Source organism: Shinella sp. 1A1, from assembly GCF_055379515.1.
Window position 1 is genome coordinate 572,817 of record NZ_AP039672.1, and the last position, 12,015, is coordinate 584,831.

At 66.4% G+C, this 12,015-nt stretch carries 11 protein-coding genes; all 11 read left to right on the plus strand.

The window, feature by feature from the left end; genetic code table 11:
- Positions 1–33 precede the first annotated feature (33 nt).
- The 11 genes from ACZ48C_RS19375 to ACZ48C_RS19425 all read left to right on the plus strand — a co-directional run bounded on the left by ACZ48C_RS19375 (position 34) and on the right by ACZ48C_RS19425 (position 11,827).
- Positions 34–1,665, plus strand: coding sequence for an FGGY-family carbohydrate kinase (locus tag ACZ48C_RS19375; protein ID WP_464783718.1), 1,632 nt, complete (start codon positions 34–36; stop codon positions 1,663–1,665).
- A 146-nt stretch (positions 1,666–1,811) separates the two neighbouring features.
- Positions 1,812–2,558, plus strand: a complete 747-nt coding sequence (locus tag ACZ48C_RS19380; RefSeq protein ID WP_454631297.1) for a GntR family transcriptional regulator — start codon at positions 1,812–1,814, stop codon at positions 2,556–2,558.
- Positions 2,559–2,660: 102 nt separating this feature from the next.
- Positions 2,661–3,344, plus strand: coding sequence for an N-acetylmannosamine-6-phosphate 2-epimerase (locus tag ACZ48C_RS19385; protein WP_464783719.1), 684 nt, complete (start codon positions 2,661–2,663; stop codon positions 3,342–3,344).
- Between the two features lie 3 nt (positions 3,345–3,347).
- Positions 3,348–4,223, plus strand: coding sequence for an ROK family protein (locus ACZ48C_RS19390; RefSeq protein ID WP_464783720.1), 876 nt, complete (start codon positions 3,348–3,350; stop codon positions 4,221–4,223).
- On the plus strand, positions 4,220–5,548 hold the full coding sequence (locus ACZ48C_RS19395) for an extracellular solute-binding protein (RefSeq protein WP_464783721.1): 1,329 nt from the start codon (positions 4,220–4,222) through the stop codon (positions 5,546–5,548). The genes ACZ48C_RS19390 and ACZ48C_RS19395 overlap by 4 nt, the downstream gene beginning before the upstream one ends.
- Positions 5,549–5,724: 176 nt before the next feature.
- Positions 5,725–6,612 (plus strand): carbohydrate ABC transporter permease, encoded by an 888-nt coding sequence (locus tag ACZ48C_RS19400; RefSeq protein ID WP_464783722.1) that lies wholly within the window; start codon positions 5,725–5,727, stop codon positions 6,610–6,612.
- A complete protein-coding gene (locus ACZ48C_RS19405; RefSeq protein WP_119255748.1) occupies positions 6,609–7,430 on the plus strand; it encodes a carbohydrate ABC transporter permease in 822 nt (273 codons plus the stop codon). Before ACZ48C_RS19400 ends, ACZ48C_RS19405 begins: the two co-directional genes overlap by 4 nt.
- Before the next feature lie 95 nt (positions 7,431–7,525).
- A complete protein-coding gene (locus ACZ48C_RS19410; RefSeq protein WP_464783723.1) occupies positions 7,526–9,280 on the plus strand; it encodes an alkaline phosphatase in 1,755 nt (584 codons plus the stop codon).
- A 139-nt stretch (positions 9,281–9,419) separates the two neighbouring features.
- On the plus strand, positions 9,420–9,884 hold the full coding sequence (locus ACZ48C_RS19415) for a hypothetical protein (RefSeq protein ID WP_464783724.1): 465 nt from the start codon (positions 9,420–9,422) through the stop codon (positions 9,882–9,884).
- Positions 9,885–9,887: 3 nt separating this feature from the next.
- On the plus strand, positions 9,888–10,574 hold the full coding sequence (locus ACZ48C_RS19420; protein ID WP_464783725.1) for an ABC transporter ATP-binding protein: 687 nt from the start codon (positions 9,888–9,890) through the stop codon (positions 10,572–10,574).
- Positions 10,571–11,827: an ABC transporter permease gene (locus ACZ48C_RS19425; RefSeq protein WP_464783726.1), complete on the plus strand. Its 1,257-nt coding sequence runs from the start codon at positions 10,571–10,573 to the stop codon at positions 11,825–11,827. Before ACZ48C_RS19420 ends, ACZ48C_RS19425 begins: the two co-directional genes overlap by 4 nt.
- Positions 11,828–12,015: the final 188 nt, after the last annotated feature.

A 12,015-nucleotide genomic window follows, 5' to 3' on the forward strand; every position in this document is an offset into this window, starting at 1 on the left:
CGGACATATTCCCGAATGCAGGCGGTAGACCCCATGAGCAACACTTCCCTCGCACGCCCCGCAGGCGGCGCACGCTACCTCGTCGGCGTCGATGTCGGAACGGGCAGCGCCAGGGCCGGCCTCTTCGACCTTTCCGGCCGCATGCTGGCCTCCGGCAAGCGCGACATCTCGCTCTTCCGGGAGCCGGGCGCGATGGTCGAGCAGTCGAGCACCGAGATCTGGGCCGCCGTCTGCGCATCGGTGCGCGAGGCGGTTGTCAAGGCCGGCGTTTCGCCGGAAGACTGCGCCGGCATCGGCTTCGATGCGACATGCTCGCTGGTCGTTCTCGGCAAGGACGGCACGCCCCTGCCCGTCGGCCCGTCGGAGGATCCGGAACGCGACATCATCGTGTGGATGGACCACCGCGCGGTCGAGCAGGTCGAGCGCATCAATGCGACGGGTCACGCGGTTCTGCGCTATGTCGGCGGGCGCATCTCGCCCGAGATGGAGACGCCGAAGCTGCTCTGGCTCAAGGAAAACCGCCCCCACGTCTTCGATGCGGCCTGGCAGTTCTTCGACCTTGCGGATTTCCTGACCTGGCGCGCGACGGGCGATCTTGCCCGTTCCACCTGCACGGTCACCTGCAAATGGACGTATCTGGCGCATGAGAAGCGCTGGGACCCGAGCTATTTCCACGCCATCGGCCTCGGCGTGCTCGCCGAGGAGGATTTCGCCCGTATCGGCCGGACCGTCGTCGAGCCCGGCACGCCGGTCGGCGCGGGGCTCACCGAACGCGCGGCGGCGGAACTCGGCCTTGCCGCCGGCACGCCGGTCGGCGCGGGCATGATCGATGCCCATGCGGGCGGCATCGGCACGGTGGGCGTCGACGGCCCGCCGGAAAACAGCCTCGGCTATGTCTTCGGCACTTCCTCCTGCACCATGACCTCCACCCACGAGCCGGTCTTCGTGCCGGGCGTCTGGGGGCCCTATTTCTCGGCCATGGTGCCGGGCATGTGGCTCAACGAGGGCGGACAGTCCGCGGCGGGCGCTGCCATCGAGCAGCTTCTGTCCTTCCACCCGGCGGCGGGCGAAGCGTCTGCGCTCGCCAAGACACGTGGCCTCTCCCTGCCTGTCCTGCTGGCGGAGCTTGCCGCCGAGAAGGCGGAAACGCTTTCCGGCGTCGCCGGTCTGGCGGATGGGCTGCATGTGGTTCCGGAATTCCTCGGCAATCGCGCGCCCTTCGCCGATCCCCATGCCCGCGCCGCCATCGTCGGCCTCGGGATGGAGCGCGGTATCGACAATCTCGTCGCGCTCTATGTCGCCGGTCTCTGCGGCATCGGCTACGGCTTGCGCCAGATCATCGACGCCCAGGCCGCGGCCGGAGCGCCGGTCGAGAAGATCGTCATCAGCGGGGGCGCGGGCCAGCTCGATCTCGTGCGCCAGCTTCTGGCCGATGCGACCGGCAAGCCGCTGCTCGCCACGCGGTCGGAGGAGCCCGTGCTGCTCGGCGCGGCCATTCTCGGCAGCGTCGCCGGCGCGGCATTCCCCGACGTGCGCTCGGCGATGGCGGCCCTTTCGGCCACCGACCGCAGCTACCTGCCGGCGACAGGAGAAACCGAGGCCCTTCACGCCAAGCGCTACGATGCCTTCAAGCGCCTGCAGGCATTGGCACGCGAAATCCGCTGATCAGGCGAGCCGCCTGCCCCTTCGTCGAAGAGATGCGGTAGGCTTCTTCCGTCAATAGTGAAAACGCTGGATGAGGTCGGAATAATACCAGTTCAACACCGGCGAAAAATATTGCATAAGGGAAGCCCGTCACGACAGGTGCCCTCATGAGCGATCAGGCGACCCTTCAATTTCTGGCCGGGCTCGTTTCCCTTGCGAGCGGCGAGCCGCTCTATCGCCAGCTCGGGCGTGCGCTGAAGACCGCCATCGATGAATCCGTGCTGAAGCGCGGCGCGGTGATCCCCAGCGAGCGGGACCTCAGCACCGGCCTCGGCCTTTCGCGCGTCACGGTGCGCAAGGCCATCGACAACCTCGTTTCCGACGGCCTGCTCGACCGTCGGCAAGGGGCGAAGACCGTCGTTTCCTCCCGCCTCGAAAAGTCGCTCGCGACGATGACGAGCTTTTCGGAGGACATGCGCTCGCGCGGGCTGGAACCCGGCTGCGTCTGGATTTCCCGGGAGATCAGCCGCCCCTCGCCCGCCGAGATGATGGCGCTCGGCATTCCCGGCCATGAGAAGGTCGTGCGGCTCAGGCGCCTGCGCACGGCCGATACCATGCCGATCGCCATCGAGACCGCGACGCTGCCCGCCCGCTTCGTTCCCGACCCGGACGCCATCGGCGCCTCGCTCTACGAATATCTCGCCGCCCATGGCGCCATGCCCGTGCGCGCCATGCAGCGCATGCAGGCAAAGCCGGCGACGGAGGAGGAACGCCGGCTGCTCGTAACGCCCGAAGGCACCAGCCTTCTGACCATGGAACGCCGCTGCTTCCTCGCCGACGACCAGATCGTCGAGTTCACCCAGACGAAGTATCGCGGCGACGTCTACGACTTCGTCATCGAACTGACGCGATAATACCAGTTTAATTCCTGTTGCATTCCGGTTTCATCCTGCTACCGTCGACCCGTCCTGATCGCAAGGACAGGGCGAACGTGCGGCGAAGCCGGGAGGATGCGGGTGCCATTCGATTTCAGTCAGCTCGAAAACGGCCTGATCGTCTCCTGCCAGCCGGTCAAGGGCGGCGCCATGGACAATGCGGCCATGGTGGTGGGCTTCGCGCTCGCCGCGCTTGATGGCGGCGCCATCGCATTGCGCATCGAATCCGCCAACTATGTGCGGGCCGTCCGCGCCGCGACGGACCGGCCGATCATCGGCCTCGTCAAGCGTGACCTCGACGATTCGCCCGTCCGAATCACCCCCTTCATCGAGGATGTCGAGGCGCTGGCTTCTGCCGGCGCGGATATCATCGCCTATGACGCCACCGACCGGGTGCGCCCCGTCTCCACCCGCGCGCTGATTGAGCGCATCCACGCGGCCGGCAAGGTCGCCATGGCCGACTGCTCCATCCTTGCCGATGCCGAGCGGGCGCTTTCCGAGGGCGCGGAGATCGTCGGCTCGACGCTTGCCGGCTATACTGGCCTGGTCGAACCCACGGAGCCGGACTTCGCATTGATGCGCGGCATGCGGGCGCTGACGCCCTATGTCATCGCCGAAGGCTGCGTGCGCACGACCGACCATGCGGTGAAGGCCCATGCGGCCGGTGCCTATGCCGTGGTCGTCGGCTCGGCCATCACCCGGCCGGAACATGTCACCTCCTGGTTCCGCAGCGCGCTCGACGATGCGCAGGCGAGCGGGGCCTGAACCATGGCCGCGCCGGACGCCATCCTCGCAATCGATGTCGGCGGCACGAAGATGCTGGCGGCGCTGGTGCGCGGCACAAGCGTTCTCGACACCCTGCGCCTGCCGACGCCGGCCGATGGCGATCCGGTCCACTGGTTCGCCGCGCTCTTTGCCGCGATCGAAGGCTGGCGGGGCCGTTATGATGCGGTCGGCGTTGCCGTCACCGGCATTGTCGACGATGGCCACTGGTCGGCGCTGAACCGCAAGACGCTTAATATTCCCGACGGATTTCCTCTGGTCGCGACCATCGCCCGCTTCACGGATGCGCCGGTCTTCGCCGCCAACGATGCGCAGGCCGCTGCCTGGGGCGAATATGCCTTCGGCGCTGGCGGGCGTGAGGACATGGTGTTCCTCACCATCTCCACCGGCATCGGCGGCGGCATCGTCACCGGCGGGCGGCTTCTCGGCGGGCTCGGCGGCCATTTCGGCCAGTTCCGCGACCTCGACCATCCGGGCGAGACGCTGGAGGATCGCGTCTCCGGCCGCTGGATCGCCGCGCAGGCGGCCACGCACGCGCCGGATGCCACGGCCCGCGAGGTCTTCGCCGCCGCGCATGCGGGAGAAGGCTGGGCGAAGGGCATCGTCGAGGCCTCGGCCCGGCAGGCGGCCAATCTCTGCCGCAACGTGCAGCTCGCGCTCGATCCACGCCGCATCGTCATCGGCGGCAGCATCGGGCTTGCGGAAGGCTATCTTTCGGCGATGGAGCGGGCGCTCGACAGCGTGCCGTCGCGCCTCAAGCCTTCGCTTCATACCGCCGCTCTTGCGGAAAATGCGGGAGTCATCGGCATCGCAGACCTGGCGCAACGTCGCCCGGCAACCATGAGGGAGAACGGACAATGATCTATGCGAAGATGAAACAGGCACTTTATGCCGCCTGCGCGCTCGGCCTGCTGGCAGGCCCCGCTATGGCCGAGGTCACGGTGCTCGGCTGGCCGGGCGGCCCGGAGGAAGTGGCGCTGCGCGCCGCCGCCGATGCCTACAACGCCAAGTCCGACACGGCGGATGCCGACAAGGTCGAGCTGCTGTTCTTCAACCGCGACGGCTTCTGGGACAAGCTGCAGGCCGACCTTGCCGCCGGCTCGAAGGCCTTCGACGTCAACCTGCTCGCGACCTATTCCATCGGCCGCTATGCGCCCTTCATGGAGCCGATCCAGCTTTCCGACGACGCGAAAGCCGTCTATGGCGACGCGGTTCTCGCCACCATGCAGTACCAGAACCAGCAGTACGGCGTCCCGACCGACCTTTCCGCGCATTTCATGTACTACCGCACGGACCTCATCGACGCGCTGATGAAGGACGATGCGGCCAGGGCGAAATACGGCGAGATCTCCGAAAAACTGCTCGGCAAGAAGCTCGAGCCGAAGATGCCGGACGAATGGACCTGGGACGACTATGCCGCGACTGCGCTCTATTTCACCCAGGCGGTCAATCCGGATAGCCCGACGCGCTACGGCACCGTGCTCCAGCTGAAGAACCTCCTCTTCAACATCATGGTCTGGCAGTCCGTGCCGCGCGCCTATGGCGGCGACTGGATGGACGAGAGCGGCAAGATCACGGTCAATTCCGACGCCTACCGCAAGGGCCTCGAAATCTACAAGCTGCTCTACGACAACGGCGCGACGCCGCGCGATTCGCTCTCCTACGAATTCGCGGAAGCCAATGCCGCCTTCGCCTCCGGCCAGGTGGCGGCGATGCTGCAATGGAACGCCGCGGCAAGCGACCTCACCAGCAAGGAGAAGTCGCCGACCGTCGCGGAAGTCACCGACACCGTCGCCCCGCCGTCCGGCCCGGCCGGCCGCTTCACCCATATCCACGGCCTCGGCTTCGGCCTCAACAAGAATGCCGAGCACAAGGACGGTGCAGTGAAGTTCCTGAAGTGGCTCTCCTCCAAGGAAGCCGCGCTGGTCTACGCCCGGAACAACGGCGCACCGGCCCTGACGCCCGAAGTGGTGGCCGAGGTCGCCAAGGAGCGGCCCGACCTCGTCAAGCTCGGCGAATTCGCCGGCAAGTACGGTTACGTCATGACCGGCGGCACCTCTGCCAAGGCGCTCTCGGTCTATGAGCTCCAGGCCAAGGAGTTCACCGGCTACTGGTCCGGCCAGCAGTCGCTCGACGATGCCCTTGCCAATACCGAGAAGGGCATGGGGGAATTGCTGAAGCAGTAGGCCACAGATTGGCCCCTCACCCTAACCCTCTCCCCGCAAGCGGGGAGAGGGGACGTGGCCCACGAACCGTTATTGCTTGGGCAAACCGGCGCGGCATATCCCTTCTCTCCGCCTGCGGGGAGAAGGTGGCCGGCAGGCAGAGGGGGTCTTGGCCCGACTATCGCGAAGAGGACACGATGGCGACGACGAGAAGACAGATCGAGGCTCCTGCCTTCCGGATGCTGGCGACGCCGCTCGTCGCCTTTCTCCTCCTGTTCCTCGGCTTCCCGGCCGTCGTCAACCTGATCTATTCCGTCTCCGACGTCACCTTCGAGACGCTGCGCCAGCCGACGCTTTCCGGCTTCGGCAATTTCGTCGCGGTCGCCACGGACGGGGCCTTCTGGCGGGCGACGTGGTTCTCCCTGCGCTTCGGCCTGCTCACCGCTTTGCTGGAATGCGCGCTCGGCCTGTTCCTCGCCATCTTCCTTTCCCCGCTCATCGAGAAGCGAAGCTGGCTGCTGGCGATCCTGATGATGCCGCTGATGGTGGCCCCTGCCCTCGTCGGCCTCATGTACCGGCTCGTGCTGCACGAATTCGTCGGCCCGGTGCCCTATTATCTCTGGGCCTATTTCGGGGCCAGCATCTCCTTCCTCGGCGTCGATTCGGCATTCTGGACGCTCGTCGCCATCGAGACGCTGCAATGGACGCCCTTCGCGCTCCTGCTCTTCTACATGGCCTATCAGGCGATCCCCGTGGAGGTGACCGAGGCGGCGACGCTCGACGGCGCCAGCCCCTTCCAGCGCCTGCGCGATATCGAACTGCCGCTGATGATGCCGACCATCGCCGTTGCGCTCCTCATCCGCTTCATCGACGGCTTCCGCGTCTTCGACAACGTCTATGTGCTGACCGGCAGCGGACCGGGCGGAGCGACCGCCTCGCTGTCGATCTATATCTACGAGGCCTTCTTCAAGCAGGGCGCGATCGGCAAGGCGGTCGCCGCTTCGGTGATCCTCTTCGCCGCGTCCTTCGTGGTGCTCTACGGCCTCAATGCCTATGCCGCCCGCCGCAAAGGAAAAGGCCGATGATCCGAGCGCTCCGCTGGGCGGTGTTCGCCCTTGCCGCCTTCGCCCTCAATTTCCCGATCCTCGTGACGCTCGTCACCTCGTTCAAGAGCGCGCGGGAGCTTTCCGCCAATCCCGGCCTCTGGATCAAGGCGCCGACGCTGGAGAACTATGCAACGGTCTTCACCGTCAGCGACCGGCTCAACATCTTCCTCTATCTCTTCAACAGCCTCGCCGTCTCGCTGATCGGGACCGGGCTTGCGGTCGTGCTGGCGCTGCCGGCCGCCTATGCCATCGCCCGCGGCAAGCTCGGCGAGCGCACGCTCCTGCCGCTGATCGTCAACCTGCGCGCCGTGCCGCTGATCATCTTCGCCATTCCGCTCTACATGATGTTCCAGTGGCTGGCGCTGCTCGATACGCTCATCGGCCTCGGCCTCATCCTCACCATCGTCAACCTGCCGCTGGTGCTGGTCATCCTCGTCAACGCCATCAACGACGTGCCGGAGGAGCTGGACGAGGCGGCGCTGGTGGACGGGGCAAGCCGCTTCCAGATCCTCGTGACGATTCTCGCGCCCGTCTGCCGCCCGGCCATCGTGACGAGTCTCATCTTCGGCTTCATCACCGCCTGGAACGAATTCCTCTTCGGCCTGATGCTGACGACCTCCAAGGCCGTGCCGATCACCGTCGGCGCCTCCTTCTTCTTCGCCGCGAGCGGCGGCGGGGTGCAATGGGGCGTCGCCTCCGCGGTGATGATCGTCGGCGCCCTGCCCCCGCTCCTGCTCGGCCTCGTCATGTACCGCCAGATCAGCGGCTCGATGACGGCGGGCGCGGTAAAGGGATAGGCCGGTTGTCCACAGCGGACGGCCAACTGTAATACGCACGTCATGTAGGCTTCTTATGCGCAAGGGGTAACGCACCGCTCAAGAGAGGCCCTCCCATGCGTAAACTCCTCCTCGCTCTCGCATCGGCAACGATGCTCGCAGGCGCCGCGAATGCCGCGACCGTCTACCCGCTCGACCGCGCGACCATCCTCGCCGGCTCCCCCTTCGACTTCAAGGTCGAGTTCGATGCCGTCGTGAAGCCGGAAGACGTCAAGATCACCGTCAACGGCCAGGACTACGAAACCGTCTTCGGCAAGAAGGCCGAATTCGTTGCTGAAGAGAAGGACAAGGACGACAAGGTCCTCGGCTCCGCGCTCATCCTGCGCGACCTTTCCGTCGCGGCGGCCGGCGCCTACAAGGTGGAAGTTTCCGCCGGCGACGAGACCAAATCGGTGAACTGGGACGTCTACGAGACCGCCGCCCAGCCGAAGGCGAAGAACATCATCTTCCTCGTCGCCGACGGCCTTTCCGTCGCCCACCGCACGGGCGCGCGAATCATGTCCAAGGGCATGACCGAGGGCAAGGCGAACGGCCGCCTCGCCATGGACGACATCCCGCCGGTCGCCTTCATCGGCACCTCCTCGACCCATTCGATCGCCACCGACAGCGCCAACACCATGTCGGCCTACATGACCGGCCACAAGGCGCGCGTCAACGCGCTCGGCGTCTATGCCGACCGCACGCCCGCAAGCCTCGACGATCCGAAGGTCGAGACCATTGCCGAAGCCCTGCGCCGCACCACGAAGAAGTCCATCGGCATCGTCTCGACGGCCGAGCTGGAGGATGCGACGCCGGCAGCAGTGGTCGCCCATACCCGCAAGCGCGCCGACAAGGCGGAGATCGTCGGCATGATGCTTGACGTCCAGCCGGACGTCATCCTCGGCGGCGGCTCGGCCTACTTCCTTTCCAAGGACGTGCCGGGCTCCAAGCGCAAGGACGACAAGGATTACATCGCCGAGTTCAAGAATGCCGGCTATGCGCTGGCGACCGACAAGACCGAGCTTGCCGCTGCCGCCGGCTCGAACCAGGACAGGCTGCTCGGCCTCTTCCACACCAGCAACATGGACGTGACGCTCGACCGTGAATTCCTCAAGAAGGGCACCGTCGACAAGTTCCCGAACCAGCCGGGCCTCGTCGACATGACCCGGGCCGCGCTCGACAAGCTCTCGAAGAACCCGGAAGGCTTCTTCCTGATGGTGGAAGGCGCCTCGGTCGACAAGATGAGCCATCCGCTCGACTGGGATCGCGCTCTCGTCGAGACCATCGAGTTCGACAAGGCCGTGGCGGTCGCCCGGGAATTCGCCGACAAGAATCCCGATACCCTGATCGTCGTCACCGGCGACCATACGCATGGCGTCGCCATCATCGGCACGGTCGACGACGACAAGCCCGGTACGGAAATGCGCGAGAAGGTCGGCACCTACGACAATGCCGGCTTCCCGAACTACGAGGACAAGGACGGCGACGGCTATCCGGACCGCGTCGACGTCTCGCGCCGCCTGTTCATGGCTGCCAACAACGGCCCGGACCACTACGAGACCTTCCGTCCGAAGCTCGATGGCCCCTTCGTTCCGGCGATCCAGAACGAGAACAAGGAATATGTCGCCAACGAGGCCTACAAGGATGTGCCCGGCGCGGTCTTCGTTCAGGGCAATATCCCGAAGGACGAGGACACCGGCGTCCACGCCGTCGACGATATCGTGCTCCAGGCCGCCGGCCCGGGTGCCGAAGGGTTCCGTGGCTACATGGAACAGAGCGATGTCTACCGCGTGCTGGCCGACGCCTTCGCGCTCGGCGTGGCAAAGAAGTAGTCAGGCCGTATCGGGGGAAAATTCCCCGTCCCGTTGCCACCCCTTTCCGCAAGGAGCGGGGTGGCGGCAAAGCGGTTTCACCCCTTCCTTCTCCCCGCCCGCGGGGAGAAGGTCCCGGCAGGCGGACGAGGGGCCGACCATGGAGACGACCATGCGACAGATGTTCAAGCGGCGGCAGGTTCTGGGAGCGCTTGCGGCCTTTTCCGCCCTTCCCCTCGCCCGTCCGGCGCGCGCGGCGGAAAAGCTTGGCTTCGGCGAGCTCTACAAGAGCTTCGGCGTGCTCGGCCTCGAATTCTCCGACAAGGTGAAGCGACTGAACGGCTCGGACGTCACCGTGAAGGGCTTCATGGCGCCGCCGCTGAAGGCGGAAGCGAACTTCTTCGTCCTCACCGAAATTCCGATGTCGCTCTGCCCCTTCTGCTCTTCCGATGCGGACTGGCCGGACAACATCCTTGTCGTCTATCTCGCGCGCAGGCAGACCTTCGTGCAGTACAATGCCCCGATCGAGGCCCATGGCGTGCTGGAATACGGCGCCTGGATTGACCCGGAAACCGGCTTCGTCAGCCAGCTTCGCCTGCGCGAAGCCGCCTTCGACACGGTCTGACCCATGCTTTCGCTCGATATTGCCGATCTCACCATGCGCTTTTCCGGCCTCGAAGCGCCGGTCCTCGCCATCGGCCGCCTCCACGTTCCAGCCGGCGGGCAGCTTGCGGTCACCGGGGCGTCCGGCTCGGGCAAGAGCACGCTGGTGAATGCGATCACCGGCCTCGAGCGCGTGACCGGCGGAACGGTCTCCTGGGGCGGAACGGACATCACGCGTCTTCCGACGGGCCGGCGCGATGCGTTCCGCGCGGCGCATATCGGACTCGTCATGCAGGATTTCCATCTCTTTCCCGGCCTTTCGGCGCTGGAGAACGTCGTGCTGCCGATCCGCCTTTCGCGGCGGCTGGAGCCGACCGAGCGCGAACGGGCGCTCCGGCTCCTCGACACGGTCGGTATCGCGCGTCCGCAGCAGGCCATAGAGACCCTGTCGCGCGGCGAGATGCAGCGCGTCGCCGTGGCGCGGGCGCTCTTGGCAAGACCCGGCGTCATCGTCGCCGACGAACCGACCGCCAGTCTCGACGGGCGCACGGGTGAGGCCGTCGCGGACCTCCTCGTCGAGCTTGCCGGGGCGGAAGGGGCGACGCTGATCGCCGTCACCCACGATCCTGCTCTGACGGAGCGGCTTGACCGGCGCATCGGCCTTGCGGGCGGCCGGATCGTCGAGGACAGCGCGAAGGCGCTTGCAGCATGATCCGTTTCATCCTCGCCGACCTTCGCCGCTTCAAGGCGGGCGCGCTCGCCGTCGTGGTGCTGATCGCGCTTTCCGTCGCGCTCAGCGTCACCGTCACGCTGCAGGAGCGCGCCGTGCGGCTCGGCAGCGCGCGGGCGGCGGAAAAGTTCGACCTTCTCGTCGGGGCGGCCGGCAGCGAGACCCAGCTTGCCCTTTCGGCCGTCTTCCTCCAGCCCTCGCCCCTGCCGCTGATGTCGGGCGGCGTGCTCGCCAAGCTATCAGACGATCCGCGCGTCGATTTTGCCGCGCCGGTCGGCTTCGGCGATTCGGCGGATGGCTATCCGGTCGTCGGCACGACGACGATGCTCGTCTCCGCTCTTTCGCCCGCGCTTGCCGAGGGCGCACTTTTCACCCGCCTCGGCGAGGCCGTGGTCGGTGCGGACGTGCCCAAGCGGCTTGGCGCGGAGATCAAGCCGATGCACGGCGCCGCCGACGAAGGCGGCCATACCCATACGGAAATCGCCTATACCGTGACCGGCCGGATGGCGCCGACGGGCACCGCCTGGGACCGGGCGATCCTCGTGCCGATCCGTGCGGTCTGGCAGTTGCATGGCATGGAGGAAAAGGCCGGCCATGAGGATCACGATCACGAGGGAGATGCCCACGAGGATCATGATCACGACCACGAAGCTCATGTCGATGCGAATGCGGGCCTTGATGAGCATTTCGATGCCGCAACACCGGGAATTCCAGCCGTTCTCGTCAAGCCGAAAACGGTCGCCGACGCCTATCGCCTGCGGCAGGAATATCGCGGCGAGACGACGCTCGCCGTCTTTCCGGCCGAAGTGCTGACGCGGCTTTATGCGACGCTCGGCGATGCACGCAGCCTCCTCCTCGCCATCGCCATCGGCACGCAGGTGATCGTCATCGCGGCAATCCTGCTCGTCACTGTCATGCATGTCGGGGCGCGCCAGCGGCAGATCGGGGCGCTGCGGGCCTTCGGCGCGCCGCGGCGTTCGGTTCTGGCCATCGTCTGGGGCGAGCTGTTCGTGCTCTTCCTTGCCGGCTTCGCGCTCGGCATTGCCGTCGGCTATGCCGCCGCCGAGGCGATCTCCGCCTCGCTGGCCGCGACGACCGCCGTTCGCATGCCCGTGGAGTTCGCGCGCGAGGACGTTCCCCTCGCCCTCTGGTTCCTGTTCCTGGCGGTGCTGGTCTCGCTCGTGCCGGCCGTTTCCGCCCTCCGCCTCAGCCCGGCGCGGGCCCTCAGGGCCTGATTGCCATGCAAAGGAAGCACAGCACGAGAATTTGATATCGTTTCGTGCCTGCCTGCCTCAAAATTCCGCTTTTCTTTTAGCAAAAGCGCGCGTAAGGGCGCGAATAAGACGACGATGACGACGGCGGCTGCCAACGGCCCCGCCGGACGATCCGAGCGGTCCCGCGCCGGTAAGGGCGCGCCACTGCC